22 protein-coding genes are annotated in these 26,431 nt (G+C 63.9%); 8 read left to right on the top strand and 14 right to left on the bottom strand.

The features are described 5' to 3' along the window. The first annotated feature begins 313 nt into the window (after positions 1-313). On the top strand, positions 314-724 hold the full coding sequence (locus LPB04_RS03415) for a hypothetical protein (RefSeq protein ID WP_193687389.1): 411 nt from the start codon (positions 314-316) through the stop codon (positions 722-724). Here LPB04_RS03415 and LPB04_RS03420 read toward each other — a convergent pair. The 10 genes from LPB04_RS03420 to ubiE all read right to left on the bottom strand — a co-directional run bounded on the left by LPB04_RS03420 (position 721) and on the right by ubiE (position 12,102). Continuing rightward, complete coding sequence (locus tag LPB04_RS03420; protein WP_193687390.1) at positions 721-3,438, bottom strand: N-acetylmuramoyl-L-alanine amidase; 2,718 nt, start codon at positions 3,436-3,438, stop codon at positions 721-723. The genes LPB04_RS03415 and LPB04_RS03420 overlap by 4 nt on opposite strands. Positions 3,439-3,602: 164 nt before the next feature. Beyond that, positions 3,603-4,067 carry a dihydroneopterin triphosphate diphosphatase gene (nudB, locus tag LPB04_RS03425; protein ID WP_193687391.1) on the bottom strand — a complete coding sequence of 155 codons (465 nt, stop codon included), beginning with the start codon at positions 4,065-4,067 and terminating at the stop codon, positions 3,603-3,605. Between the two features lie 100 nt (positions 4,068-4,167). Then, positions 4,168-5,961 (bottom strand): aspartate--tRNA ligase, encoded by a 1,794-nt coding sequence (gene aspS / locus LPB04_RS03430; RefSeq protein ID WP_193688843.1) that lies wholly within the window; start codon positions 5,959-5,961, stop codon positions 4,168-4,170. Positions 5,962-6,050: 89 nt separating this feature from the next. After that, a complete protein-coding gene (locus LPB04_RS03435; RefSeq protein WP_193687392.1) occupies positions 6,051-6,638 on the bottom strand; it encodes a DUF502 domain-containing protein in 588 nt (195 codons plus the stop codon). A gap of 49 nt (positions 6,639-6,687) precedes the next feature. Then, a complete protein-coding gene (locus LPB04_RS03440) occupies positions 6,688-7,011 on the bottom strand; it encodes an FmdB family zinc ribbon protein (protein ID WP_193687393.1) in 324 nt (107 codons plus the stop codon). Between the two features lie 439 nt (positions 7,012-7,450). Continuing rightward, positions 7,451-8,065 carry a methyltransferase domain-containing protein gene (locus tag LPB04_RS03445; RefSeq protein WP_193687394.1) on the bottom strand — a complete coding sequence of 205 codons (615 nt, stop codon included), beginning with the start codon at positions 8,063-8,065 and terminating at the stop codon, positions 7,451-7,453. Then, positions 8,049-9,617: a ubiquinone biosynthesis regulatory protein kinase UbiB gene (gene ubiB, locus LPB04_RS03450; protein ID WP_407943894.1), complete on the bottom strand. Its 1,569-nt coding sequence runs from the start codon at positions 9,615-9,617 to the stop codon at positions 8,049-8,051. The genes LPB04_RS03445 and ubiB overlap by 17 nt, the downstream gene beginning before the upstream one ends. A gap of 2 nt (positions 9,618-9,619) precedes the next feature. Continuing rightward, a complete protein-coding gene (locus tag LPB04_RS03455; RefSeq protein ID WP_193687396.1) occupies positions 9,620-10,285 on the bottom strand; it encodes a ubiquinone biosynthesis accessory factor UbiJ in 666 nt (221 codons plus the stop codon). A 104-nt stretch (positions 10,286-10,389) separates the two neighbouring features. Next, positions 10,390-11,355 carry a Tim44 domain-containing protein gene (locus tag LPB04_RS03460; protein ID WP_193687397.1) on the bottom strand — a complete coding sequence of 322 codons (966 nt, stop codon included), beginning with the start codon at positions 11,353-11,355 and terminating at the stop codon, positions 10,390-10,392. 12 nt (positions 11,356-11,367) lie between these two features. Continuing rightward, on the bottom strand, positions 11,368-12,102 hold the full coding sequence (ubiE, locus tag LPB04_RS03465; RefSeq protein WP_193687398.1) for a bifunctional demethylmenaquinone methyltransferase/2-methoxy-6-polyprenyl-1,4-benzoquinol methylase UbiE: 735 nt from the start codon (positions 12,100-12,102) through the stop codon (positions 11,368-11,370). Positions 12,103-12,262: 160 nt separating this feature from the next. On the opposite strand from ubiE, the gene LPB04_RS03470 reads away from it, so the two are divergent. Together LPB04_RS03470 and LPB04_RS03475 are read left to right on the top strand one after the other, a co-directional pair. Next, on the top strand, positions 12,263-14,470 hold the full coding sequence (locus LPB04_RS03470) for a hybrid sensor histidine kinase/response regulator (RefSeq protein WP_193687399.1): 2,208 nt from the start codon (positions 12,263-12,265) through the stop codon (positions 14,468-14,470). 232 nt (positions 14,471-14,702) lie between these two features. Further along, positions 14,703-14,906 (top strand): cold-shock protein, encoded by a 204-nt coding sequence (locus tag LPB04_RS03475; protein ID WP_056345149.1) that lies wholly within the window; start codon positions 14,703-14,705, stop codon positions 14,904-14,906. Positions 14,907-14,996: 90 nt separating this feature from the next. Here the strand turns inward: LPB04_RS03475 and LPB04_RS03480 are convergent, their stop codons facing one another. From LPB04_RS03480 to LPB04_RS03495, 4 genes are all read right to left on the bottom strand, one after another. Beyond that, positions 14,997-15,422 carry a gamma-butyrobetaine hydroxylase-like domain-containing protein gene (locus tag LPB04_RS03480; RefSeq protein WP_193687400.1) on the bottom strand — a complete coding sequence of 142 codons (426 nt, stop codon included), beginning with the start codon at positions 15,420-15,422 and terminating at the stop codon, positions 14,997-14,999. Between the two features lie 6 nt (positions 15,423-15,428). Then, on the bottom strand, positions 15,429-15,860 hold the full coding sequence (locus LPB04_RS03485; RefSeq protein ID WP_193687401.1) for an HIT family protein: 432 nt from the start codon (positions 15,858-15,860) through the stop codon (positions 15,429-15,431). Further along, positions 15,857-19,867, bottom strand: coding sequence for a DUF3683 domain-containing protein (locus LPB04_RS03490; protein ID WP_193687402.1), 4,011 nt, complete (start codon positions 19,865-19,867; stop codon positions 15,857-15,859). The genes LPB04_RS03485 and LPB04_RS03490 overlap by 4 nt, the downstream gene beginning before the upstream one ends. 185 nt (positions 19,868-20,052) lie before the next feature. Next, positions 20,053-20,556 (bottom strand): YqaA family protein, encoded by a 504-nt coding sequence (locus LPB04_RS03495; RefSeq protein WP_193687403.1) that lies wholly within the window; start codon positions 20,554-20,556, stop codon positions 20,053-20,055. 181 nt (positions 20,557-20,737) lie between these two features. On the opposite strand from LPB04_RS03495, the gene ilvA reads away from it, so the two are divergent. The 5 genes from ilvA to rapZ all read left to right on the top strand — a co-directional run bounded on the left by ilvA (position 20,738) and on the right by rapZ (position 26,403). Next, the gene (ilvA, locus tag LPB04_RS03500; RefSeq protein ID WP_193687404.1) at positions 20,738-22,270 is read left to right on the top strand and encodes a threonine ammonia-lyase, biosynthetic; all 1,533 of its coding nucleotides are present in this window, start codon (positions 20,738-20,740) and stop codon (positions 22,268-22,270) included. A 383-nt stretch (positions 22,271-22,653) separates the two neighbouring features. Further along, positions 22,654-23,484 (top strand): NADPH-dependent 7-cyano-7-deazaguanine reductase QueF, encoded by an 831-nt coding sequence (queF, locus tag LPB04_RS03505; protein WP_193687405.1) that lies wholly within the window; start codon positions 22,654-22,656, stop codon positions 23,482-23,484. A 342-nt stretch (positions 23,485-23,826) separates the two neighbouring features. Beyond that, on the top strand, positions 23,827-24,309 hold the full coding sequence (locus LPB04_RS03510; RefSeq protein WP_056345172.1) for a PTS sugar transporter subunit IIA: 483 nt from the start codon (positions 23,827-23,829) through the stop codon (positions 24,307-24,309). Positions 24,310-24,359: 50 nt separating this feature from the next. Continuing rightward, positions 24,360-25,295, top strand: coding sequence for an HPr(Ser) kinase/phosphatase (gene hprK / locus LPB04_RS03515; RefSeq protein ID WP_056345175.1), 936 nt, complete (start codon positions 24,360-24,362; stop codon positions 25,293-25,295). A 244-nt stretch (positions 25,296-25,539) separates the two neighbouring features. Next, positions 25,540-26,403: an RNase adapter RapZ gene (gene rapZ, locus LPB04_RS03520; RefSeq protein ID WP_193687406.1), complete on the top strand. Its 864-nt coding sequence runs from the start codon at positions 25,540-25,542 to the stop codon at positions 26,401-26,403. The last annotated feature ends 28 nt before the right edge of the window (positions 26,404-26,431 follow it).

The raw sequence follows: 26,431 nt of genomic DNA on the forward strand, positions 1-26,431 counted from the left end.
AAGATAAAGAAAGGAAGAAAATGCCGGCAAATCAAATGGCAGAGCATTATCTTGGCCCAGCAAGTCATCAGTACCGGCTTTTTCGAAGGCATCGATCACTACAAGCCGGTTGGTTTGCTGGACAAGTACCTGGACCGGTCGGCCTGACGGGACCGGCAATTCGAGAACCAACGCCCGCTGATACAGATTGAAACTTCTCTTACAGCGCCATCAACAGCTTTCGAAGCCATTCGCTGACACACTGTGGGCGTACGTACAGAGCGGGCACTAGCGGCACGCTAGCATCGACTCATCACTGAATCGGAGAACAACCATGCGATTTACTAACCAATCCATCATGCGCATCGCCGCCGTCCTGGCCCTGACCGCCGCTTCCACCTCGGCGTTCGCCCAGAGTGCCGAGTATCGCCGTGGCTACGAAGACGGTTTTGCCGCCGGCCAGCGCGCCGCCCGCGATGACGGCGGCCGCGGCTACGGCCGCAACCGCCTGCATATCGAAGAAGCGACTTATGGCGCGCGCGGCGCGATGTGCGACGCGCGCCAGGCCGTTCGCCAGGAAGTCGAGCGAGGCGGCGCCATCATCACCGCCAACAATCAGTTGTGCGGCGATCCGATCCGTAACGTCGAGAAGCGCCTGAGCATCGTCTACCGTTGCGGCGACGACGAACCGGTACGGGTGGTCGCGCGCGAAAACGAAACCCTGCGCCTGAGCTGCCGCCGTTAAGCATCCGCGCCCTCTCGACCGCGCGCGCGGCGCAAGGCTGCGTCGATCCGCTCGTCGAGCGCGCGGTCGGGCCCGATCCACTGTTCGGGCGCCGTTCCTGCGCTGCGGGCGGACAGGCGCAGCAGCACCGGGCGGTGGTCGGAGAAGCGCTTGAGGTAGTCGACCTGGCTCTTCTCCCTGGCGAGGATGAAGAAGTCCTGCGGCCCGTAGAGCCGCGACATGTTCGGCGACAGGAACACATGGTCGATGAGCGAGTGCGGGCTCTTGAGGTAGCTCACCGCCCCGGCCGCCTCGTCTTGTGCCGACAAGGGCTTGAAGTCGGCTTTGATGAGCGGGTCGAAATCCCCGCTCGCGAGTTCGGCATTGAAGTCGCCGCCCAGCACCCAGTCCTGGTCGGCATCGTGCCGCTCGATCATCTCCTTGACGGCACGCGCGAGGATCTGCGACGCCATGCGCCGGCGCTTCCAGCCCTCGGCCATCGCCTTGAGATGGAGCGGCACCAGGTTGAAATCGACGCCGTCGCCCGCATCCGAGCGTGCGCGGAAGCGAAATAGCGCCGGGTAGCGGTCGAAGATCTTGCCCGGCTTCGGCGCCACTTGCGACTCCGCCTCGAAGTCGCCGCTACGGAGACGAAACAGCGCGTCGATCCCGGCCGGCCAGGCGAGCTGCTCGCCGTCCACCGTGCCCGGGTTCCAGAGAACGGCGGTTGTCTGCTTCGACTCCGGCGAGTCGGGTTCGGAATGGAGGTAGCGCATTGGCAGCCCGAACTTGCGCTCGATGGTCTCTGCCAGCGCAGCCGTCGCCGGCGGCGAGGTCTCGACGAGTGCCCAGAGGTCGAGGCCAAGGTCGACGATCATGGTAGCGATCTCGTCGACCTTTTCGTCGTAGCGGTTGGCGAACCACTCGATGTTCCAGAAGCCGATGTCGATGTCCTGCGTGGTCGCGTTATACAGGTCGACCACCCGCTCGGCGCCAGGCTGGGCGGCGTCCACCTGGCGCCCGGCGGCGCCGAAGAAACCGCTGAGCGTGTCGGACCCGTACACTTCGCCCAGGATCACGTCGATCATGGCGTTCGCTTCGCGGCCGCGGCGTGCCTCCAGGTCGAGCGCGATGGCGGCCAGCTTAATGCCTTCGTTGACGTATTCCGGCCTGAGTCCGTCCGAGTCCTGGATGCCATCGCGGTTAGGTTGCGACGCATGATGGAGGGCGATGAGCCGGCCGCTGCGGTCGAACACGGGCGCGCCTGACGAGCCGGGCTCGGTATCGCTCGTATAGTGGAGGACGGCACCGTCGGGGCGAGCCGTGACGATGTCCGTGTCGTCGAGTGAAACGCGCTTGGGACGGCCACTCGGGTGATGGATGATGAAGGCCCGCTCCTCGGGCTGGATCGCGAAGGCCACCCGCTCCATGCGGATGAGCGCGCCATCGGCCAGCTGCACGTCTTCTATCCCGACGAAACTGTAATCGAGCCCGTCCTTGATCGGACTGGTCACGAACAGCCGGTCGGGGCGCAACCGATAGCGCCGTCCCGGCGCCGGCTCGGTCTTGCGCCCGCTCGCGAGCGCCTGGGCGCTCAGTTCGTAGTCGAAGGCGACTTCCGCAGCTTCGGCCACCTCCGGCGAGTTCAGCACGTGGTGATTGGTAAGCAGGATGTTGGGCGCCACCAGGAAGCCGGTGCCACTCCAGCGGCCGCGGCGGCCGAGAAAGTCGACTCCCTCGGTACGGACGATACCGACCGCCTGGCGCTGCCTGGCGAGCCGCTCAAGGAAGGCGGCCTCGAGCGACTCATCGCGGCCGATGATGATCTCCGGCCGGATGCCATCGCTGTCCGGCGGGCAGAGCCGTTCCTTGCGCCAGCCGCGCAACATCGCGCCGAGATCCTCGACGCCGGCCGCGCTGTTGATCGCGCGCTCGCGCGGGTTGGCGAGGAAGCCGATTGACAGGGACAGATCGCCGCCGTACGTCTCCCCGGCGGGACGCGGCGCGCCCGCGGGGTCCATCCGCGCCACCTCGCCCTGAGGGGCGCGTTCGCTCGTCTGCGCATCGTCGAGTTGAATCACGTCGTAGCCGTCCTGGGGTTCCGCTTCGGGCCTGGTGCGAGGGGTAGCGGTCGCGGCGAGCAGCTCGGGCCTGGCCATGCGTCCGTCAGCGACCAGCCATCCCTTGACGGCCCCGGCGAGCGCGGCGGCGATCTTGTCCTTGTAGGCGTCGGTCTCGAGGCGCGCCTCCTCGGCTGCGACGTCCATGAAGCTCACCTCGACGAGGCAGGCCGCTGTCGTGGCCGCGTGTTGTTCGGGTCGCAGCACGCCGAAGCCACTCGACTTCACTCCGCGATCCTTGAGCCCGGTCGCCTTGCAGACAGCCGTCTGCACGAGCGTGGCCAATGCCTTCGAGTCGCTCGAGGCCGACCTGTGGTGCCAGGTTTCGGTGCCTTGCGCCGAGTGGTCGAAGCCATTGAAATGGATCGAGACGAAGGCGTCCGCCCGCGCTTGCCGGGCGATGTCGGCGCGCGCTTTCAGGCCGAGGTTGCGATCGGCGTCGCGCGTCAGCCGGGCCTCGACGTCCGACCCATTGAGTGCCTTGCACACGCGGCGCGCGAGGTCGAGGGTGAGGTCCTTCTCGAGCAGCCCCATCGGCCCCTCGGCGTGGTTCGCGTCCGAACCTCCGACCTCGCTGGTCCCGCCGTGCCCGGGATCGATAACCGCAATCGCCATGCCGCCCTCCTGTCGGTGAACGTCATTCACACACCGGCTCGCGCTGAAAGCCGACAGCTTGATGATGTGTTAGACACCGCTGAGAAGCAGAGTTCAACCGCCAGCATGGCAGCGCAGCGCCAGGGGAGGACGTCCGCGCATCTGGCCGACAAATTCCGGCCTTGTCAGGTGTCGGCCCCACCCGATCGCGCATGCCTGGGCAACTGCAGAATGGCTTCCGCATTCGACGACGAAAAACAGCGGTCCGCCGCTTCCAGCAAGGGGAGCCAGGCGTGGCGCAGGTGTTCGCGCGGGCTCAGGATAATCGGGATATCGCGCGGCACGCAGACTGAAAACACGTGCTCGGTGTTGTGGGTGACGCCGGGCGCGTAGCGATGGCGCCAGGTCGGATAGATCTCGTAGATGTTCGACAGGTTCCAGTCCTGCAGGCGGATGCGCTCGCCGTCGGCCACGATCCCGGTTTCCTCGAACAGTTCGCGCGTAGCGGTGGTCAGCAGCGGCTCGTCCAGCGCGTCGAGCGAGCCGGTAACGGACTGCCAGAAGCCGGGCCGGTCGGCGCGCTCGATCAGCAGCACTTCCATTTCACGCGTGTGGATCACGACGAGGACCGATTCAGGAATCTTGTGCACGCGGGACTTCTCCGTGGGAAAACTAAAAGCGAAAATAAAAGGGCCGGCGCATCGTCGATGCGCCGGCCCCTATTCTACCCAGCCATACGGCCGAGCGTGATTACCCGACTTTCGGCTCGTTGCGCAGGCGGATGTGCAGTTCCTTGAGTTGCTTCTCGTCGACTTCGGACGGCGCGTTGGTCAGCAGGTCTTGCGCGCGCTGGGTCTTCGGGAAGGCGATCACGTCGCGGATCGATTCCGAACCCGTCATCAGCGTGACCAGGCGGTCCAGGCCGAAGGCCAGGCCACCGTGCGGCGGCGCGCCGTATTGCAGGGCGTCGAGCAGGAAGCCGAACTTCAGCTGCGCTTCTTCGGCGTCGATCTTCAGGGCGCGGAAGACCTTGCTCTGCACTTCTTCGCGGTGGATACGGATCGAGCCGCCGCCCATTTCCCAGCCGTTCAGGACCATGTCGTAGGCCTTGGCGATGCAGGCGCCCGGATTGGTTTCCAGCATGTCTTCATGGCCGTCTTTCGGGGCCGTGAACGGGTGGTGGGTCGCGGTCCAGCGGTTCGACTCTTCGTCGTGCTCGAACATCGGGAAGTCGATCACCCACAGCGGGCTCCAGGTGTCTTCGAACAGGCCGGCCTTCTTGCCGAATTCCGAGTGGCCGATTTTCACGCGCAGGGCGCCGATGGCGTCGTTGACGACCTTGGCTTTATCCGCACCGAAGAAGATCAGGTCGCCGTCCTGCGCGCCCGTCAGTTCCAGGATCTGGGCCAGCACCTCGTCCGAGATGTTTTTCACGATCGGCGACTGCAGGCCTTCGCGGCCCTTGGCCTTCTCGTTGACCTTGATGTAGGCCAGGCCCTTGGCGCCGTAGATGGCGACGAACTGGGTGTAGGCGTCGATTTCCGAACGCGGCATCGAGCCGCCTTGCGGCACGCGCAGGCCGACGACACGGCCGCCGGTCATGTTGGCGGCGCTGTTGAAAACCTTGAACTCGACCGACTTCATCAGCTCGGTCAGTTCGGTGAATTCCAGCTTGACGCGCATGTCCGGCTTGTCCGAGCCGTACATGCCCATGGCGGTGGCGAAGTCCATGACCGGGAACGGGTTCGGCAGCTCGATGTCGGCGGCGTTCTTGAAGACGACACGCATCATGTCTTCGAACAGGTCACGGATTTCCTGTTCGGTCAGGAAGGAGGTTTCGCAGTCGATCTGCGTGAATTCCGGCTGGCGGTCGGCGCGCAGGTCTTCGTCGCGGAAGCACTTGGTGATCTGGTAGTAACGGTCGAAGTTGGCGACCATCAGCAGCTGCTTGAACAGCTGCGGCGACTGCGGCAGCGCGAAGAAGTTGCCCGGATTGACGCGCGAAGGGACCAGGTAGTCGCGCGCGCCTTCCGGGGTCGACTTGGTCAGCATCGGGGTCTCGATGTCGATGAAGCCCAGGTTGTCGAGGTATTTACGCACTTCCATCGACACTTTATAACGCAGGCGCAGGTTGCGCTGCATCTGGCCGCGGCGCAGGTCGAGCACGCGGTGGGTCAGGCGGGTCGTTTCCGACAGGTTGTCGTCGTCCAGCTGGAACGGCACCGGCACCGAGGCGTTCAGCACTTCGACCGAGGTGGCGTTGATTTCGATCTTGCCCGACTTCAGGTTGGCATTGGCGGTCCCTTCCAGGCGGTTGGTCACGGTGCCGGTGATGCGCAGGCAGTACTCGTTGCGCACGTGCTCGGCGGCCTTGAACACATCGGCATTGTCCGGATGGCAGACGACCTGCACCAGGCCTTCGCGGTCGCGCAGGTCGATGAAGATGACGCCACCGTGGTCGCGGCGGCGGTGTACCCAGCCGCACAGGCTGACGGTTTGGCCCAGCAGTTCTTCGGTGACGAGGCCGCAATAGTTGGTACGCATGGAGGACATATTTTCTCTATTCCAAGTTGGTGTATCGGTTGCCGCCAGCAGCGGCTTTGATTTTGCTTATTGTAGTCCGCTCGGGAGGCTTATTCGGGTGCTACCACGCCCATCGACACGATGTACTTCAGCGCAGCATCGACCGTCATGTTCAGCTCGACGACTTTGCTGCGTTCCATCATCAGGAAAAAGCCCGAGGTCGGGTTCGGGGTGGTCGGCACGTAGACGCTGACGTACTCGCCGACCAGGTGATTCTTGACGTCGCCGCCGGGAATGCCGGTGAGGAAGGCGATCGTCCAGGAATCGGCGTGCGGATACGGGATCAGCACGGCCTGGCGGAAGGCGTTGCCGGAAGACGAAAACAGGGTATCGGACACCTGCTTCACGCTGCCGTAGAGCGAGCTGACGACCGGGATGCGTTTCAGCAGCCGTTCGCCGATGCGCACGATGTACTTGCCGACCAGGTTATTCGTCAGCAGGCCGGTGACGAAGACGATCGCCAGCGTCAGGATCGCCCCGATACCGGGGATGTCGAAGCCGATCAGGGTGCGCGGCTGCCAGCGCTGCGGGACGAACATCAGCGACTGGTCGAGGGTGCCGATGACCATGCTCAGCACCCAGGCGGTGATCGCCAGGGGCACGAGGATCAGTAAGCCGGTCAGGAAATATTTGCGCATCGAATTCTCATTATTCTTATTGCTGCGGCGCGGGGGCCGCAGGGTGGCGTCAGGACGCGCTCGGCTCGCTCTTCGCAGGCGTTGCCGGTGCCGGGGTGGCCGCCGCGCTGCTGCCGGTCGAGGCGCTTTCCGCAGTCGGGGCGGCGGTAGCTGCACCGGCGGCAGGCGCGGTGCCGGTAGGCGGCGCTTTGCCGCCGCGGAAGTCGGTGACATACCAGCCGGTGCCCTTGAGCTGGAAACCGGCGGCGGTGACCTGCTTCTTGAACGCATCCTTGCCGCACGACAGGCAGGTCGTCAGGACCGGGTCGGAAATTTTTTGCAGTACATCTTTGGAAAAACCGCATTCATCGCAGCGGTAAGCGTAAATCGGCATTGTGATACTCCGCAAAAATCTTCAAAACCCTGAATTATAAAGGTTTTAGCGGGCTCTGACGGATTGATGGCCCCGCCGGGCATACACTGGATTGCCCACGAAAGCAGCAACTCCGCGAACTGTTGTTTTTAATCAGCATTTCAGCCAATTCATTTGCCCAAAATCAACTCAGCTGTTTAAATAGCATCTTCGACAGCGCAAGCTGCCGCCGGGCGTCAAGCCAGCGGGACTAGGTCCAAGAAACAGAAGTTGGCGCGATGTCTCATCGCCGCCTGGCCGTACAAGAATGCTGCAGTTACCAGCCCGCGTATGCGGGCATTTTTTTTGCCTTGCTTACCGGGCTGTGCATGCGTTGTACCGCGTGGGCACGGAGTGCCCACCCTACAAGGGCGAGGCCGCGAAGTTGTAGGGTGGGCACCCTGTGCCCACGCGGTCACACTCAACGCCGGCGCCACACCATCCAGCGCTCCTGTCCGGCAAAGACGGGCAGCGAATCGACGACCTCCCCTTCTTCCACCAGTTCGAAATCGGGCGCTAATAAAGCTTCCAGCTCCGTGCGCGCGATGCCGAACGGCGGTCCCTTCGGAGAGTGGCCGAAAAAGAAGAAGCCGGCCAGCTCCCCGCCCGGCGCCAGCAGGTCGGCCCAGCGCGCCGCCACGTGCGGCCGCATGGCGGGCGGCAGTGCACACAGGAAGGCACGCTCGTAGATCAGGTCGAGCGGACGCGCCGCCTGCCAGGCGAAGAAATCGGCTTCCACCACGCGCGGCGCCCAGGGCCCGACCAGCCGGCGTGCGCGCAGCACGGCGGCCGGCGAGAAATCGATGGCAGTGGCTTCCCACCCGGCTTCGGAAAAACAGACAAGTTCGTAGCCATTGCCGCAGCCGGGGATCAGCACCGTGCGCGGCGTCTTGTTGCGCCCCACGAAATCGCGCAGCGCCTGCGGCACCCCGCCCAGGTCCCAGGGCGTGAATGCGCCTTCAAACCGTTCGTCCCAGAAGTCCGGGCTCAGCGGATCGCGGCTTTTAAAAGTCGGAATGTCAGAGGTGCTGGCCATAGCGCGCGAACAGGGCGGCGAAGATGATGCCCGATGCAATGCCCCCGGCCAGCCAGGCGACAAAACCGATCAGGCGGTTGGTGCGGCGCTGTTCCAGCACCAGCATGGTCAACAGATCCTGGGTGGCCGCGTGCGGTTGCGCATGCTGTTCGAGCGCGCGGTGCGCCAGGCGCGGCAGTTGCGGGAAGATGTGGGCGTAGCGCGGCGCCTCGGCCTTTAAACGCTCGACCAGGCCGCGCCAGCCGACCTGCTCGCCCATCCAGCGCTCCAGATACGGCTTCGCGGTCTTCCACAGGTCGAGGTCCGGGTCGAGCTGGCGGCCGAGTCCCTCGATGTTGAGCAGGGTCTTTTGCAGCAGCACCAGTTGCGGCTGGACCTCGACATTGAAGCGGCGCGAGGTCTGGAACAGGCGCAGCAGGATCTGGCCGAAGGAAATGTCCTTCAATGGACGGTCGAAGATCGGCTCGCAGCAGGCGCGCACGGCTGATTCGAGTTCGTCGACGCGGGTATTGCGCGGCGCCCAGCCCGATTCGATGTGGGCCTCGGCCACCCGCTTGTAGTCGCGCCGGAAGAAGGCGAGGAAATTCTGCGACAGGTAATCCTTGTCGAAATCGTTCAGCGTGCCGACGATGCCGAAGTCGAGCGCGATGTAGCGGCCGAAGGTGGCCGGATCGATGGACACCAGAATGTTGCCGGGATGCATGTCCGCATGAAAAAAGCCGTCCCGAAAAACTTGCGTGAAAAAGATCTCGACGCCGTCGCTCGACAGCTTTTTCAGGTCGACCCCTTCGGCCGCCAGGCGGTCGATCTGCGACACCGGGATGCCGTTCATGCGCTCCATGACGATCACGCTGCTGGAGCAATAGTCCCAGTACATTTCCGGGACCATCAGCAATTCCGAATCCGCGAAATTGCGGCGCAGCTGGGCGGCGTTGGCGGCCTCGCGCATCAGGTCGAGTTCGTCGTGCAGGTATTTGTCGAACTCGGCCACGACTTCGCGCGGTTTGAGCCTGCGGCTTTCGGCCCAGACGCGCTCGATCAGGCCGGTGGCCATGTACATCAATGCGATGTCTTCGTCGATGGTCTTCTTCATGCCGGGACGCAGCACCTTGATCGCCACTTCCTTGCCGTTCTTGAGGGTCGCGAAGTGGACCTGGGCGATCGAGGCCGAGGCGACCGGAACCGGATCGAAACTGGCAAACAATTGATCGGGATGCGCGCCGAGCGAGGCCGTGATCTGGGCGATGGCCTGGTCGGATGGGAAGGGTGGGACCCGGTCCTGCAGCCGCGACAATTCGTCCGCGATATCGGGCGGCATCAGGTCGCGCCGGGTCGACAGCACCTGGCCGAATTTAATGAAAATCGGCCCGAGTTCCTCGAGGGCGAGGCGCAGCCGGATCCCGCGCGGGGTCGTGATCCGTTTGCGCCAGAAGAACATACCGCTGACGAAGCGCGCGGTGCGCGGCGCGTCGAAGCCGGACATTGCAATTTCATCGAGGCCGTACTTGGTTGCGACCGTGAAGATTTTAAGCAGGCGCAGGAATTTCAATATCATCAGCTGTCCAGGGTGGGGTCCCCGCTCGGGCGGGTTGTCGGAATGGGGGCTTGCTTGAGCAGTTGTTCCAGCCGGGCAACGCGCTTGGCCGTGCGTTCGACATCGTCGCGCAGGCGCACCACGTCGGCACCGAAGGCATCGACCTCGCCGGGACGGATCAGCACCGGCCGTTCCTCGACCAGGAATTCGGCCAGGTTCTCGGCCAGGCGCCGTCCGGTGGCATTCACGTTGGCAAAGGCGCTGCGAACACCGCCGGCCAGGCGGTTCGCGCCGATCGGGCCGAACAGGCGCTCCAGGTCGTGCTCGGGCTCCCAGCGCAGGCTGCGGCTGAGCTGGGAAATCGTGTTGGCGAACTCGGCATCGCCCTCGATGCGCACATAGGAAAAGGCGCGCTCGCGGTTCTGCGCGATCAGCGGCAGGTCGGCCAGCTTGACGTGGATGGTGACGTTCGGCACCGCATCAGGGAGCCCCGCTTCGAGCAGGCCGTCGGCGCCCACGCGCAGGCGCAATGCCAGATGGCCGGTATCGATGACGGCGATCTTGCCGGCGTGGCGCTGCAGGGACGCGCGTGCCCAGGCCTCGTCAGCCAGCAAGTGGTTGATCGTGGCGACGGCGGAGGCGCTCAAGGCGCGTTGCGGCGACAAAAATAAGGGGCTCGGTGACATAAAATGGGTCGCTAAAAAACAAAACCGCCCGTTGTGACGCGGGCGGCTTCGATCTTACCAGTTTGCCGGGGTCAAACCCGGGCGCACGGGAAACTTTACAGAAATCACGCCAGCTGCTGGATACCAGCCAACACCCAACCAGTATTGCCCGACAGCGGCTTTTCCATGTTCCAGACTTCAGCCATGGGCTCGGCCGGCGCGTTCGGGGCGGTGCGGATCATGGCGTTGAACTGGACGCTGGCCAGGTAGTCGGTGGCCGTCGTTTCGATGCCGAGCAGCTGGGCCTCGATCGAGACGACATCCGTGAAATCGGCATTCGCGCCGCGTTCGGCGATCTGCATTTTCAGTTCGGCGAACACTTCCGGCGTCGTGAATTCGCGCAGGTCGGCGACATCACCCTTGTCCCAGGCGGCCTGCATCCGGATGAAGGAGGATTTCGCATGGCGCAGGAAGGCCTCGGTGTCGAAGTCGGCCGGCACGCCCCACGGGGTGTGCGCGGCAGGGCCGGCCTTGTTCAGCGAGACGCCCGATGTTGGCTGGGAATTGCCGAACGACTGAGGCTGGTATGGCTGCTGCAGGCCCGAACCGATTTCCGGCGTCATGCCGGCCGGCACCGGCTGGTTGAAATCGCCGCCCTGGAACTGGGCATTGGCCGGCGTGTCCTTGCGGCGGAACATGCGGACGATGAACATCACGGCAAAGGCGAGCAGGGCCAGCATCAGGAGGGTCGACAGCATCGAGGCCATCGCGCCGCCGATACCGAGGTGCGAGAACAGCGCGCCCAGGCCGAGGCCGAGCAGCGCGCCGCCCAGCAGGCCTTTCCACATGCTCGGACGCTGCGGCTGCATGCCGCGCGCACCGGCGGCACCGGCCATCGGCGCGGCCGGCGCAGGCTGGGCAGCCTGGCGATTCATCGGCGTCATCGGCGCAGGTGCCGGGGCCGGCATCTGGCGCACGGTCTGCGACTGGCGGCCGATCGAACGGCGCCCGCCCATCGGACGCGCAATCGCCTCGGAAATCATGGCGGTAGCGGTCAGCGCCAGCACCATCGTGACCAGGAATTTTTTCATGCGAATGTCCCCTTAAAGTTTGATACCGGTGTGCAGTGCCGCCACACCCGCCGTCAGGTTGAAGTACTGCACGCGCTCCAGCCCTGCCGTTTCCATCATGCCCTTCAGCGTTTCCTGGTCCGGGTGCATGCGGATCGATTCGGCCAGGTAACGGTAGCTTTCGCTGTCGCCTGCGATGCGCTGACCCAGCCATGGCAGCACCGAGAACGAATACACGTCGTACGGCTTTTGCAGCGGCGCCGCCACTTTCGAGAACTCCAGCACCAGCAGCTTGCCGCCCGGTTTCAGGACGCGGCGCATTTCCGCCAGCGCCTGGTCCTTGTGCGTCATGTTGCGCAGGCCAAAGGCAACGCTGACCCGGTCGAAATAATTGTCCGGGAAAGGCAGCTTTTCGGCGTCACACAGCAAGGTGGGGGTGACCAGACCCTTATTCAATAGACGGTCGCGGCCCACGCGCAGCATCGACTCGTTGATGTCGGTGAGCCAGACTTCCCCGCTCGGCCCCGCCTGCTTCGCGAAAGCCTTCGACAAGTCGCCGGTACCGCCGGCGATGTCGAGCACCTTGAAGCCCGGACGCACGCCCGCCTGGGCAATGGTAAAAGTCTTCCAGAGCCGGTGCAGGCCGCCGGACATGAGGTCGTTCATCACGTCGTATTTCGATGCGACCGAATGGAATACCTTGGCGACCTCGTGGACCTTCTCGTCCTCGGAAACGGTTTTATAGCCGAAATGGGTTTGGTTGGTCATAGGGCGTTGGCTGTTTGATCTTGCCACATTATACAAGCGCGCCCGCCATGGGGCGCCCGCCGCGGCCGCGGGTGGGCGCAAGCATTGGTGCGACAGCACATTGTTAGCTCTTGTATAATCTCTCCCCTCACCTTTTTTTCCTATTGGCAACAATAATTTCATGCGAACCAGGACCCGTTTCCTGCTGCTTGTGCTGTCGATCCTGGTTCCTTCCTTCATTGCGGCGGCGCTCGCCGTCGCCTATGTCTACCACGACGCCCAGCAAGCGCAGAACCGCAGCATGGCCGAGACCGCGCGTGCGATGGCGCTGCTGATCGACAACGAAATCGGCACCCGGGAAACGCTGCTGCGCGCACTGGCCGGCTCCCCGGCCCTGCAGGACGGCCGCCTTGACACCTTCCACGAACACGCGCGCCGGGTCGCGCCCCCGCCGGCCTCGGCGGTGGTGCTGTTCGACCTCGACGGCCGTCCCCTGCTCAACAGCCGCCTGTCCTACGGCGAGCCGCTGCCGCTGCGCGGCGCATCGAATATCGGCCAGCTGATGGGGCGCTACGGCGCCGACCGCACCCTGGTCTCCGACCTGTTCAGGTCGAAACTGACGGGGCGTTACGATTTCGCGGTGCAGGTGCCGGTCAAGTCGGGCGAGCGCATCCGCTACCTGCTGTCCGTGGGGGTCAACGCCGGCACGCTGGACCGCCTGCTGCAGCGCCAGCGCCTGCCGCAGGCCTGGCTCGCCACCATCGTCGACCGCAACGGCATCGTCGTCGCCCGTTCGCGCACGCCGGAACTGTATGTGGGCAAGCCGGTGCGTGCGGCCACGCTGGAGCGCCTGGCGCGCCCGGGCGACCAGATGTTCGAATCGCGCTCGCTCGACGGCGTCGAATCGCGCGTGTTCGCCAGCACCGTGCCGGCATCCGACTGGAAAATCCTGCTCAGCGTCCCGCGCAGCGAGTTGCGGGAAGCGCCGCTGCGCGCGGCCGCCCTGCTCGGCGGCGTCATGGCGCTGCTGCTGATCGCGGGCCTGGTCGCCGCCCGCCGTTTCGCCAACCGCGCCATCGCCCCGATCGAAGCGCTCGGACAGAGTGCGAAAGCGCTCGGCGACGGCGCCGAGGTGCGCTACGCCGCCGCCGGCTGGGCCGAGCTCGACAGCGTGGCGCAGCACCTGGCCGAGGCCAGCACCCGCATCCGCCATGGCCAGACGGAGATGGAAGCGCGCGTCGCCGCCGCGATCGCCGCCACCGAGCGCGCCCAGAGCGCGCTCCTGAAGAACCAGAAGCTGGAAGCGCTCGGACGCCTCACCGGCGGCATCGCCCACGAGTACAACAACCTGCTGCAGACGCTCACCACGGCGCTGCAACTGGCCGCCTTCTCCACGCGCGAGGAAAAGGTCAAGGGCCTGATCCAGACCTGCCAGCGCACGGTGGCGCGCGCCACCACCCTTACCGGCCAGCTCGGTTCCTTCGGCCGCCTGCAGGAAGCGCGCCTGATCACGGTCGACGTCTGCGAGCAGCTGCGCAGCGCCGTCCAGCTGATGAAGGGTTCGCTGCGCGGCGACGTCGCGGTCGAGGTGCATTGCGAGGATGGCGTCTGGCCGGTGACGCTCGAGCCGCTGCAGTTCGACGTGGCCTTGCTGAACCTGGCCCTGAACGCGCGCGACGCCATGCCGAACGGCGGCTTGCTGCGCCTGGAAGCGCGCAACATCAGCATCGACGGCGCCCACGACAGCCTGGCCCGGGGCGACTACGTCCAGGTCAGCATGGTCGACAGCGGCAGCGGCATGACGCCCGCGGTCATGGCACGCGCCCTCGACCCCTTCTTCACGACGAAACCGCCGGGCCAGGGAACGGGCCTGGGCCTGCCGCAGGCCTATGCTTTCGCCACCCAGGCCGGCGGTACGCTCACCCTCGACAGCATTCCCGGCATCGGCACCCGCGTCGACCTTTACCTGGCGCGCGCCCGCGCGGACGTGGCGGCCGCTCCCGGGATCGACGAGCGCGCGGCTCCGGCGCAGGGCAGCGGCACCATCCTGTTCGTGGAAGACGATAACCTGGTGCGCGAAGCGGTCATGCGCGCCTTGACCGAGAGCGGTTTCGAGGTGATGACGGCCGAGGACGGCGAAGCGGCCCTGCGCCTGCTCGAAGGCGGCCCGCGTCCGGACGCCGTGTTTTCCGACATCGTCATGCCGGGCCAGGTCAGCGGCGTCGACCTGGCCGGCATCCTGCGCCAGCGCTATCCGGGCCTGCCGGTCATCCTCGCCACCGGCTACACCGAACAGCAGGTCGACGTGCCCGGCGTGCAGGTACTGGCCAAACCGTATGCGATCGAACAGCTGGTGGCTGTGCTGTCAAAAGCGACGGCGAAGGCCTGATTCGCTGAGTTCCGACAACGTTCCTTGCGTAGTTGCATTAATTCACGCGCTAAGCACGGATGGCCTGTCGTTTCTCGCCAACTGGACCTTAAATACGGCATTTAATTGTGCTTCACACGCGCGAAACTGTGCCTATAATAATATCGCTTTGTTAAGACAGTCGCTGGTGGTCATTCGTGGTTTCCCGACAAGCCGAAACAAGGCACATTAAAATAACTTTTGGGGAATTAAAATGACGACTGGCACTGTTAAGTGGTTCAACGATGCAAAAGGTTTTGGTTTCATCACGCCTGACGGCGGCGGTGAAGACCTGTTCGCGCACTTCTCGGCAATCAACACCCCGGGCTTCAAGTCCCTGGCCGAAAACCAGCGCGTGAGCTTCGAGATCACCACCGGCCCGAAGGGCAAACAAGCTGCCAACATCCAGCCACAGTGATGTTCGGATCGCGCGGCCCCGGCTGACGCGGTGTCGACAATAAAAAAGCGCCTTCGCAGGCGCTTTTTTTATGGCTGAGGCCGGCGTGGCCTAATGGCTGTGCCCGCTGCCGCAGACGCCGCCGCGCACCAGCGCACCCGGCAGTACCGTGCCCGGCTCGCGGCCGCTATCTCCCTCGAAGCCGGCCGCGTGCAGGCGGTTCAGATAGTCCTGCCACAGGGCATCGTGCTCATTGCCCAGCTTGTACAAATAATCCCAGGTAAAGATGCCGCTCTCGTGGCCGTCGGTGAACAGCGGTTTGACGGCGTAGTTGCCGACCGGCTCGACACCCTTGATGCCGACCTCGCGCTTGCCCACTTGCAGGGTTTCCTGGCCGGGGCCGTGCCCCTTCACTTCGGCCGACGGCGAGTAGACGCGCATCAGTTCGAAAGGAATCGAGAAGGCGCGGCCGTCGTCAAAGGCGATGTCGAGCAGGCGGGACTTCTGGTGGACGGTCAGTTCGGTTGGAATCGGCATGATTTTTTAAACTTTGTTAAACCGCCGCGCGATCGCGTCGGCCAATTGCGGCAACAATGCGCGCCGTGCATCGAGCACGGCGGCATCCGTTTCGCGCACCGCCGCCGCCCACACGGGAGCAGGGAAGTGCGCATCGTCAGTGTAGCGCGGGATCACATGCCAGTGCAGGTGCGGTACGACATTGCCCAGGCTTGCGACGTTGATTTTAGAAGGCGCCATCACCTCGCGGATCGCCTCTTCCACTTCATGGACCGCTTCGTTGAGCAGCAGCCGGTCCGCGCGTGACAGGTCGCTCATCTCGCGCACGTGCTTGCGCCAGATGACCCGGCAGAAGCCCGGATAATTGGCGTCGTCGACGATGATGACCGCGAACTTGTCGTTCGCGGCAACGGTCGGCACGCTCAATGCGCACAGCTCGCAGGCCTGCTCAGTCGTCATACCAGCACCCGCTCGATGCCGCCATTGTTGGCGCGCGCGACGTAATCCGGCAGCCAGTTCTCGCCCAGCAGGTGCTTCGCGATCTCGACGACGATGTAGTCGCTCGACGTGTTCGCATCATTGTTGTAGCGCGACAGGCCCTGCAGGCAGGACGGGCAGCTGGTCAGGATCTTGACTTCGCCCTCGAAGCCGTCTTCGCGCAGTTTCGCCGCACCCTTCTCCATCTCGCTCTCCTTGCGGTAGCGGACCTGGGTCGCGATGTCCGGACGCGACACGGCAAAGGTGCCGGACTCGCCGCAGCAGCGGTCGTTCTTTTCGATTTTCACGTTGTCGAAGGTGGAGACCAGCTCGTTCACGGTCTTGACCGCATCCTGGATCTTCATCGGCGTGTGGCAAGGGTCGTGGTACATGTAGCGCGTGCCCTCGACTCCTTCGAGCTTGACGCCCTTCTCCAGCAGGTATTCATGGATGTCCATGATGCGGCAGCCCGGGAAGATCTTGTCGAACTCGTAGGTCGCCAGCTGGTCGTAACAGGTGCCGCACGAGACCAGCACCGTCTTGATGTCGAGGTAGTTCAGGGTGTTCGCCATGCGGTGGAACAGCACCCGGTTATCCGTCATCATCTTGTCGGCCTTGTCGTACTGGCCGGCGCCGCGCTGCGGATAGCCGCAGCACAGGTAACCCGGCGGCAGCACGGTCTGTACGCCCACTTCCCACAACATCGCTTGAGTTGCGAGACCGACTTGCGAGAACAGGCGCTCGGAACCGCAGCCCGGGAAGTAGAACACCGCTTCGCTGTCGGCATTGGTCGCCTTCGGGTTGCGGATGATCGGGATGACTTTATCGTCCTCGATATCGAGCAGCGCGCGCGCCGTCTTCTTCGGCAAATTCCCCGGCATCTTCTTGTTGATGAAGTGGATCACCTGCTCGCGCACCGGCGCTTTACCGGTGGTCGGCGGCGGTGCGGCGGTCTGCTCCTTCGCGAATTTCTTGAGGATGCTGTTACCCAGGCGCTGGGCCTTGTAACCGACGCCGACCATGGCCGCGCGGGTGGCGTTGATCGTGGTCGGATCGGTCGCGTTCAGGAAGAACATGGCGGCGCGATTGGCCGGCTTGAAGCTGCGCTTGTCCATCTTGCGCAGCAGGTTACGCATGTTCATCGAGACGTCGCCGAAGTCGATGTTGACCGGGCATGGCGTCACGCACTTATGGCACACGGTGCAGTGGTCGGACACGTCCTCGAACTCTTCCCAGTGGCGGATCGAGACGCCGCGGCGGGTCTGTTCTTCGTAGAGGAAGGCTTCGATCAGGGCCGAGGTCGCGAGGATCTTGTCGCGCGGCGAGTACAGCAAATTCGACTGCGGCACGTGGGTCGTGCAGACCGGCTTGCATTTGCCGCAGCGCAGGCAGTCCTTGATCGAATTGGCGATCTCGCCGATGTCGCTCTGCTGCATGATCAGCGATTCGTGGCCCATCAGGCCGAAAGACGGCGTGTAGGCGTTGCGCAGGTCGGCGTGGGCTTCTTTCAGATTGAGCAGCTTGCCCTTGTTGAAGCGGCCCTCCGGGTCGACGCGCAGTTTGTAGTCGCGGAATTCCTGGATCTCGTCGTCCGTCAGGAATTCGAGCTTGGTGATGCCGATGCCGTGTTCGCCCGAAATCACCCCATCCAATGAACGCGCCAGCTTCATGATGCGCTCGACGGCTTTATGGGCGTCCTGCAGCATCGCGTAGTCGTCCGAGTTCACCGGCAGGTTCGTGTGCACGTTGCCGTCGCCGGCGTGCATGTGCAGGGCCACGAAGACGCGCGAGCGTAATACCCGCTTGTGGATCGCGGTCGTCTCGTCGAGGATGCATTTGTAGGCTGCGCCATTGAAAATCTGGCGCAGCGGCGCGCGCAGGTCCTGCTTCCAGGAGATGCGCAGCGTGTGGTCCTGCACCACGTCGAACAGGGTCGCATCCGGCTGGTTGCCGATGCGCAGGTCGAAGGTGCTCGACAGGTGGCCGAGGCCCAGTTCATCGAGCTGGTGGTGCACATCGACCAGGCGCTGGTCGAGGTTGGCCAGCACATAGTTCCAGCGCGCCTGCACGGCTTCGACCAGGGCCACGGCCTGCTCCGGACGGTCGCCCATGATCTCGTCGCGCGCGACCGTGTCGCCGGTGGCGTCGTCGCTCTTCTCGAGCGGCAGGTGGCCGCCCGACAGATAGGTATGCAGTTCGCCGGCCAGCTGCAGTTTGTTCTTGATCGACAGCTCGACGTTGATGCGCTCGATGCCGTCGGTGTACTCGCCCATCCGGTTCAGCGGAATGACGACGTCTTCGTTGATTTTAAAGGCGTTGGTGTGGCGGGCAATCGCCGCGGTGCGGGCGCGATCGAGCCAGAATTTTTTGCGGGCTTCGGCGCTGACGGCTACAAAACCTTCGCCGACGCGGGTGTTCGCGATGCGCACCACTTCCGAGGCGGCCATCGCGACGGCGTTCTCGTCGTCGCCAACGATATCTCCAAATAACGCCATTTTCGGCAGCGTGCCGCGCTTCGATTTGGTGGCATACCCTACCGCGCGCAGGTAGCGTTCGTCCAGGTGCTCCAGGCCGGCGAGACGCAGGGTCTCGAATTCCGGCTTGCCGTTTTTCGGCAGCGAATCGAGGTAGTCCTTGATCTCGACGATCGACGGAATCGCATCGCGCGCCTGGCCGAAGAATTCCAGCGCCACGGTGCGCGTAAACTTCGGCATCTTGTGCAGGATCCAGCGCCCCGAGGTGATCAAACCATCGGTGCCCTCTTTCTGGATGCCCGGCAGGCCCGAGAGGAATTTGTCGGTGACGTCCTTACCCAAGCCCTCCTTGCGGAACTTGCGGCCCTCGATGGTCAGCGTCTCGGTGCGGAAGGGTGCGCCCTTCGGCGCGCCCTTTACTGCCGGGTGGGTCCATTCCAGTTTAAAGACGGCGGTCGGGGCGTCGTGGATCTTGCCCAGGTTGTGTTCCAGGCGCGTGACTTCCAGCCAGTCGCCGTTCGGGTCGACCATGCGCCACGAGGCCAGGTTATCCAGCGCCGTGCCCCACAGGACGGCCTTCTTGCCGCCCGCGTTCATCGCGATATTGCCGCCGATGCAGGACGCGTGGGCCGAGGTCGGGTCGACCGCGAACACGAAGCCGGCCTTCTCGGCCGCCTGCGAGACGCGCTGGGTGACGACGCCGGCGCCGGTATGGATGGTCGCGTACTCACGGTCCACGCCGGGCAGGCGCGTCATCTCGACTTCGCCCAGGCCGATCAGCTTTTCCGTGTTGATCACGGCCGACATGGCGGTCAGGGGAATGGCGCCGCCGGTGTAGCCGGTGCCGCCGCCGCGCGGGATGATGGTCAGCCCGAGTTCGATGCAGCCTTTCACCAGGCCCGCCATCTCTTCCTCGCTGTCCGGGACCAGCACCAGGAACGGGTATTCGACGCGCCAGTCGGTGGCGTCGGTGACGTGCGACACGCGGTGCATGCCGTCGAAGCGGATATTGCGTTTATCGGTATAGGCGCCGAGGACGGATTTCGCCTTCTTGCGCAGGTCGTACATGTCGCGGAACTCGCGGCCGAAGTCGTCGACGGCCTTGCGCGCGGCGGCCAGCAGCTGCTCGACGGCGGCGCTGCGCGCGGCCACCGCTGCGGCATCGCCACCGTCCGTCGTGTCGACCGTCAGGCGGCGTTTATCGACTTCGGCCAGGCGGTGATGCAGGGCGTCGATCAGCTTCTGGCGGCGCTTCGGGTTGTCCAGCATGTCGTCCTGCAGGTAGGGATTTCTCCGTACCACCCAGATGTCGCCCAGCACCTCGTAGAGCATGCGCGCGGAGCGCCCGGTCTGGCGTGCGCCGCGCAGCTGGTCGAGCAGCTCCCACGATGCTTCGCCGAGCAGGCGGATCACGATTTCGCGGTCCGAGAACGAGGTGTAGTTATAAGGAATTTCGCGCAGGCGCGCCGGTGCGTTATCGGCGAGCAGGGTCTGGATGTTGACTGGGGCGTTCATGGATGAGATCGATGTTTGGACTGGCCCGAAGGACAATCATTTTAGCTTATTGCGCCGCACAACGCTGGGCCGAGACAATTTCCTGCCGAGGTGGGAAGCAACAAAATGCGTATAGACGACTTCGAACGCAAATTAGATTCGCAAAAACATCCTCTCAGGCATCGAAAGTAAGCCTGCGAGCCGGATCAGCCGGTGAAGCGCGTCATCATGTCCCCCACCCTGCGCCAGGCGTCGTCCGGCACATACAGCAGCACCGCCGTCATGGTGAGATATCTCCCGAACTTCCCGATCGCCATGTACATCACGGAGGACCAGAACGGCAAATGCAGCCAGCCGGCCAGCGTACAGAGCGGATCGCCGATTCCCGGCACCCAGGACAGCAGCATGGTTTTCGAGCCGTACTTCGCCAGCCAGCCGAACCAGCGGCTCTGGCGTTCGCGGGCAAAGGCGATCTTGGCCCGATAGCCGATCAGGTAGTCGACCGCACCGCCCAGGGTGTTGCCGATGGTGGCGACGATGATCGCCGGCCAGAACATGGCCTCGTTCGCCTTCACGACGGCGAATACGGCCGGCTCGGAACCGAGCGGCACCAGGGTGGCGGAGACGAATGCGATGAGAAAGACCGACGTGAGCCCGACTGTGGGAGCGGCGAGGACCTTGAGCAGCCAGAGGACAGCGGTTTCGATCATCAGTGAAGGTTCGGCAATTGGAGAGGTCCATTATAATGAGGAAAACACATCGCCCCGACACGATACGCCGTGCCCGCTACCCGGGAGGGCGTGTCGCACTGCAGCTTAGGTCACCCGCCAAGGTTTTCAGTCTCGCGTCACAGGAACCAGGATACTGGCCACGCACTCTCCTTTCTTGATCATGACAACCGACTATTTGAAAAAAATCCTGACCGCGCGCGTCTACGACGTCGCCCAGGAAACGCCGCTCGAACTCGCGCCCACCCTGTCGCAGCGCTTCGGCAACCGCATCTATTTCAAGCGCGAAGACATGCAGAGCGTGTTCAGTTTTAAACTGCGCGGCGCCTACAACAAGATGGCGCACCTGTCGCAGGAGGCCCTGAAGCGCGGCGTGATCTGCGCCTCGGCCGGCAACCACGCGCAAGGCGTGGCCCTGTCCGCCGCCCGCCTCGGCTGCCGTGCGCTAATCGTGATGCCGACCACGACACCGCAGGTGAAAATCGACGCGGTCAAATCGCGCGGCGGCAATGCGGTCGAGGTCGTGCTGCACGGCGACTCCTACACCGACGCCTACAACCACGCGATCACGCTCGAGCGCGAGCAGAAGCTGACCTTCGTCCACCCCTTCGACGACCCGGACGTGATTGCCGGCCAGGGCACGATCGGCATGGAGATCCTGCGCCAGCATTCGAGCCCGATCCACGCGATCTTCGTCGCCATCGGCGGCGGCGGCCTGATCTCGGGCATCGGCGCTTATGTGAAAGCGGTGCGCCCGGACATCAAGATCATCGGCGTGCAGTCGATCGATTCGGACGCGATGGCGAAAAGTTTGAAGGCGGGCGAGCGCATCACGCTGCCCGACGTCGGCCTGTTCTCGGACGGCACCGCGGTGCGCCTGGTGGGCGAAGAGACCTTCCGCGTGGCGCAGCAAGTCGTGGACGAGATCATCCTGGTCGACACCGATGCGATCTGCGCCGCGATCCAGGACGTGTTCCAGGACACCCGTTCCATCCTGGAGCCGGCCGGCGCGCTGGCGATCGCAGGCGCCAAGGCCTATATCGAACGCTCGCAGATGGCGCGCCAGCCGGTGAAGAACGAGTCCCTGGTGGCGGTCGCCTGCGGCGCCAACATGAATTTTGATCGCCTGCGTTTCGTTGCCGAGCGCGCCGAGCTGGGCGAAGCGAGGGAGGCCGTGTTCGCGGTGACCATTCCCGAGCAGCGCGGCAGTTTCAAGCGTTTCTGCTCGCTGGTCGGTCCGCGCAACGTCACCGAGTTTACGTACCGGATCAGCGATGCGCGCCAGGCGCACGTGTTCGTGGGCGTGCAGGTCGGCAGCCGCGGCGAATCGAGCCTGCTGGCCCACACCTTCGAGCAGCACGATTTCGCCACGCTCGACCTCACCCACGACGAACTGGCCAAGCTGCACATCCGCCACCTGGTCGGCGGCAAAAGCGCACTGGCCCAGGACGAGCTGCTGTACCGCTTCGAATTCCCCGAGCGTCCGGGTGCGCTGATGCGCTTCCTCGACAGCATGGCGCCGAACTGGAATATCTCGCTGTTCCATTACCGGAACCAGGGGGGCGACGTGGGCCGCATCCTGGTCGGCCTGCAGGTGCCGAGCGGGGAGATGGACGAGTTCCGGCAGTTCCTGGCGACGCTGGGGTACCGGTATTGGGACGAGACGGCGAATCCGGTTTATAAACTGTTCTTGTGATTGCCTTGTGATAGCGGCCGGTGACACGTACGTAACGCGTGGGCTCGGAGAGCCCACCCTACGTTACGCCACAGCTGCGGGCGTTGTCGTTGACCGCTGCGCACCGTCGTAACGCGTGGGCTCGGGGAGCCCGCCCTACGTTACGCCACAGCCGCGGGCGTTGTCGTTGACCGCTGCGCACCGTCGTAACGCGTGGGCTCGGGGAGCCCACCCTACGTTACGCCACAGCCGCGGGCGTTGTCCTTGACCGCTGCGCACCGTAGGGTGGGCTCTCCGAGCCCACGCGTCATGCGGCTGCCGCACCGCAGACCAGACACACACCCATCCGCGGAAAGGTGTACGATACGCCGCTTTGCCGCCGCCGGGCCCATCGAGACGAGATCATGCACAACACCCCCGATCAATCGCCACTTGGAAAATCTTCCGCCTACCAGACCCAGTACGCACCGGAGCTGCTGTTCCCGATTCCGCGCCAGCAAAAGCGCGAGGAACTGGCGATCACCGGTACCTTGCCCTTCTTCGGCCTGGACATCTGGAATGCCTACGAATTGTCGTGGCTGAACATGCGCGGCAAGCCGCAGGTGGCGATCGCGACCATCAGCGCGCCGGCCGATTCGCCGAACATCGTCGAATCGAAGTCGTTCAAGCTCTACCTCAATTCCTTCAACCAGACCCGCGTGGCCGGTCCGGATGCCCTGTTGTCCCTGCTGCGCGAGGACTTGTCGAACGCCTTCGGTGCGCCGGTCCACATCACGCTGGTCGAGCCCGAGAATTTCGGCAAGCTCAAAATGGGCGAACTCGAAGGACTGTCGCTGGACCGCCTCGACATCGAAGTCGACGATTATTCGCCGGCGCCGCACCTGCTCACCGCCAATTTCGACGAGGCGCCGGTCGAGGAAACCCTGGTCTCGAACCTGCTGAAATCGAATTGCCTCGTCACCGGCCAGCCGGACTGGGGCAGCGTGCAGATCGAGTATGTGGGTCCGCAAATCGACCAGGAAGGCCTGCTGCGCTACCTGATCGGCTTTCGCGAGCACAATGAATTCCACGAGCAGTGCGTCGAGCGCATCTTCATCGACATCCTGCGCCAGTGCAAACCGAGCAAGCTGGCGGTGTACGCGCGCTACACCCGCCGTGGCGGCCTCGACATCAATCCGTGGCGGGCGAATTTCAGCACCGGGCGGCCGCACAACCTGCGCGGCGCGCGCCAGTAAATCGGCGCCACGACCGTTGTACCTTTCCAGCCACAGAATCGACGGACAAACGATATTTTATTGTTACCTTCAGTATGCATAATTAATATGCAAAGACGGTGAAAAGACGGCGAACGCGCCGTCTTTCCTTCGATTCATTCAGCCACTACCACTTTTCGTTGCGGAAATTGCGCGTCCTCTTGTGAAAGCGCAAAGAGGGCTAAGACAAGGGTGGCTGAGAGGTCGAAAGAATCCGGCGACAGGCGTAGGATACCGACGCGAAATCGAATTACAGGGCCGGAAAACAGGCCTATAATTCCGCTCCGCAAGTCGGCCTTGGTGCCGCATTATGAAAAGCGTGAAATGACCAACCTCAGCAAAATCCTTTCCCTCGAAAACGTCCAGCTCGACATCGAAGTGTCGAGCAAGAAGCGCGCCTTTGAACAGGCCGGACTGATTTTCGAGAACAACTGCGGGATCGCACGTTCGACCGTCTCGGAGAACCTGTTCGCGCGCGAGCGCCTCGGTTCGACCGGCCTCGGCCATGGCGTCGCCGTGCCGCACGGACGCATCAAGGGCAGCAAGAGTTTGAAGCAGCCGATCGCCGCGTTTGTTCGCCTGGCCGCACCGATCCCCTTCGAATCGCCCGACGGCCAGCCGGTCAGCCTGCTGTTCTTCCTCCTGATTCCGGACCACGTGACGCAGCAGCACCTGGAAATCCTGTCGGAAATTGCCGAGCTGTTCTCGGACGAAGCGATCCGCACTGCCCTGGCCACCGATACCGATCCGCGCTCGATCCACGAACGCATTATCAACTGGCAACCTAGCTTGCAGGCCTTGGGTTAAACTCGCAGGGGAGTCCTCTCCGCCACGCGTTTAACCTTACCGATCTTGCCATGCTGCAGACTCCGCTCACCATCCAACGGCTGTACGACGACAACCGCGACAGCCTGCAACTGGGCTGGTTCGCCGGCTTTCCGGGGGGCGAGCGGCTGATCTCGGGCGACGTCGCCTCGGCCGCCGACCAGGTCGGCCACCTGAACCTGATCCACCCGGGCCGCATCCAGGTCTTCGGACACCAGGAACTGAATTACTACCACCGCCTGAAATCGAGTTCGCGCAGCCACGTGATCGGCGAACTCATCGGCGGCGGCCCGCCGGCGCTGATCATCGCGCAAGGCCTGGAAACCCCGCCCGACATCCTCGCCATCTGCGACGAGCAGAACATTCCGCTGTTTTCGACCCCGCTGCCGGCGGCCCAGGTGATCGACTTCCTGCGCGTATACCTGTCGAAAAAGCTGGCCCAGCGCGTGATCATGCACGGCGTCTTCATGGACGTGCTCGGCGTCGGCGTGCTGATCACGGGCGATTCCGGCCTCGGCAAAAGCGAGCTCGGTCTCGAGCTGATCTCGCGCTCGCACGGTCTGGTCGCCGACGATGCCGTCGAATTCTCGCGCATCGCCCCGAACATGATCGAAGGCCGCTGCCCGCCCCTGCTGCAGAACCTGCTGGAGGTGCGCGGCCTCGGCCTGCTCGACATCAAGGCGATCTTCGGCGAGACCGCAGTGCGCCGCAAGATGCGCCTGAAACTGATCGTGCACCTGGTAAAACGCGGCGTGCTCGACGAGGAAGTCGAGCGCCTGCCCTTCCATTTCCCGACCGAAGAAGTGCTGGGACTGCCGATCCGCAAGGTCGTCATTCCGGTGGCAGCCGGCCGCAACATCGCGGTGCTGCTCGAGGCCGCGGTGCGCAATACGATCCTGCAATTGCGCGGGATCGATACGCTGCAGGAGTTCATGGAGCGGCAACGTCAAGCGATGAGCGGAGATTGAGTGTTGCCAAGGAGTCTGCCCTTGCAAGGGCAGACCGTTCCGCAGGCGCGGGACATGTCCCGCGAAACCCCTGCTCCACCAACGTCAAGCGATGAGCGGAGATTAGAGCGCTCGCTCTGCGCAAAAGCGTCACAACCCCCGTGCATTCGCTGCTAACGTTCACGATCGGAAGGTAAGCGCTTTCAACCGGTCAAAATCGGGACGATCGGGGACAAAGTTGCTACGGTTGCGGTATCATCGCGCCATGCACATCGTTCTCATCACCGGTATCTCCGGATCGGGCAAATCGGTTGCCCTGAATGTTCTGGAAGACGCGGGTTACTACTGCGTCGACAACCTGCCGCCGGCCTTGCTGCCGCAGCTGGTGAAAGCCGTGTCGAGCGAAGGCACGGGCAAGCTCGCCGTCGCGGTCGATGCCCGCAGCTCGGAATCGCTGACCGAATTGCCGCTGACGGTGGCGCGGCTGAAAGAAGAAGGCCACCAGGTCAAGGTGCTGTTCCTGACCTCGAGCACCCATTCGCTGGTGGCACGCTTCTCCGAAACGCGGCGCAGCCATCCGCTGTCGCACACGCTGCGCCCGGGCGAAAACCCGGCCTCGCGCCGCACGCTGATCGAATGCATCGCCGAGGAGCGTGAACGCCTCGGCGCGATCGAGCAGCTCGGTCACGTGATCGATACCTCCGAGGCATCGGCGAATAAACTGCGCGGCTGGATCAAGGAACTGGCCGAAGTCCAGCACGCACCGCTGACCCTGTTCTTCGAGTCCTTCGCCTTCAAGGTCGGCGTCCCGCTGGACGCCGACTTCGTGTTCGACGTGCGCGCCATCCCGAACCCGTATTACGACCTGGCGCTGCGCCCGCTGACCGGCAAGGACGCCCCCGTGATCGCCTTCCTCGAGGCCCAGCCGAGCGCCACCGAGATGCTGCACGATATCTGCAAGTTCGTGGAAAAGTGGCTGCCTTCGTTCAAGACGGACAACCGCAGCTACCTGACGGTGGCCGTCGGCTGTACCGGCGGGCAGCACCGCTCGGTGTACATGGCGGAGCGGTTGGCGGCCTATTTCAACGAGAGCGAGCGCGTGGTGCTGAGGCATCGCGAGCAGTCGTAGCTCCCGTAGGGTGGGCTCTAGTGAAACC

The organism is Massilia litorea, from assembly GCF_015101885.1.
GTDB classification, from domain to species: Bacteria; Pseudomonadota; Gammaproteobacteria; order Burkholderiales; family Burkholderiaceae_D; genus Telluria; species Telluria litorea.

Excerpts from the sequence above, each read along its gene's own strand:
- LPB04_RS03415 (WP_193687389.1), top strand. The coding sequence starts at position 314 with ATGCGATTTACTAACCAATCCATCATGCGCATCGCCGCCGTCCTGGCC.
- LPB04_RS03420 (WP_193687390.1), bottom strand. The coding sequence starts at position 3,438 with ATGGCGATTGCGGTTATCGATCCCGGGCACGGCGGGACCAGCGAGGTC.
- aspS (WP_193688843.1), bottom strand. The coding sequence starts at position 5,961 with ATGCGTACCAACTATTGCGGCCTCGTCACCGAAGAACTGCTGGGCCAA.
- LPB04_RS03435 (WP_193687392.1), bottom strand. The coding sequence starts at position 6,638 with ATGCGCAAATATTTCCTGACCGGCTTACTGATCCTCGTGCCCCTGGCG.
- LPB04_RS03440 (WP_193687393.1), bottom strand. The coding sequence starts at position 7,011 with ATGCCGATTTACGCTTACCGCTGCGATGAATGCGGTTTTTCCAAAGAT.
- LPB04_RS03445 (WP_193687394.1), bottom strand. The coding sequence starts at position 8,065 with ATGGCCAGCACCTCTGACATTCCGACTTTTAAAAGCCGCGATCCGCTG.
- LPB04_RS03455 (WP_193687396.1), bottom strand. The coding sequence starts at position 10,285 with ATGTCACCGAGCCCCTTATTTTTGTCGCCGCAACGCGCCTTGAGCGCC.
- LPB04_RS03460 (WP_193687397.1), bottom strand. The coding sequence starts at position 11,355 with ATGAAAAAATTCCTGGTCACGATGGTGCTGGCGCTGACCGCTACCGCC.
- ubiE (WP_193687398.1), bottom strand. The coding sequence starts at position 12,102 with ATGACCAACCAAACCCATTTCGGCTATAAAACCGTTTCCGAGGACGAG.
- LPB04_RS03470 (WP_193687399.1), top strand. The coding sequence starts at position 12,263 with ATGCGAACCAGGACCCGTTTCCTGCTGCTTGTGCTGTCGATCCTGGTT.
- LPB04_RS03475 (WP_056345149.1), top strand. The coding sequence starts at position 14,703 with ATGACGACTGGCACTGTTAAGTGGTTCAACGATGCAAAAGGTTTTGGT.
- LPB04_RS03480 (WP_193687400.1), bottom strand. The coding sequence starts at position 15,422 with ATGCCGATTCCAACCGAACTGACCGTCCACCAGAAGTCCCGCCTGCTC.
- LPB04_RS03485 (WP_193687401.1), bottom strand. The coding sequence starts at position 15,860 with ATGACGACTGAGCAGGCCTGCGAGCTGTGCGCATTGAGCGTGCCGACC.
- LPB04_RS03490 (WP_193687402.1), bottom strand. The coding sequence starts at position 19,867 with ATGAACGCCCCAGTCAACATCCAGACCCTGCTCGCCGATAACGCACCG.
- LPB04_RS03495 (WP_193687403.1), bottom strand. The coding sequence starts at position 20,556 with ATGATCGAAACCGCTGTCCTCTGGCTGCTCAAGGTCCTCGCCGCTCCC.
- ilvA (WP_193687404.1), top strand. The coding sequence starts at position 20,738 with ATGACAACCGACTATTTGAAAAAAATCCTGACCGCGCGCGTCTACGAC.
- queF (WP_193687405.1), top strand. The coding sequence starts at position 22,654 with ATGCACAACACCCCCGATCAATCGCCACTTGGAAAATCTTCCGCCTAC.
- LPB04_RS03510 (WP_056345172.1), top strand. The coding sequence starts at position 23,827 with ATGACCAACCTCAGCAAAATCCTTTCCCTCGAAAACGTCCAGCTCGAC.
- hprK (WP_056345175.1), top strand. The coding sequence starts at position 24,360 with ATGCTGCAGACTCCGCTCACCATCCAACGGCTGTACGACGACAACCGC.
- rapZ (WP_193687406.1), top strand. The coding sequence starts at position 25,540 with ATGCACATCGTTCTCATCACCGGTATCTCCGGATCGGGCAAATCGGTT.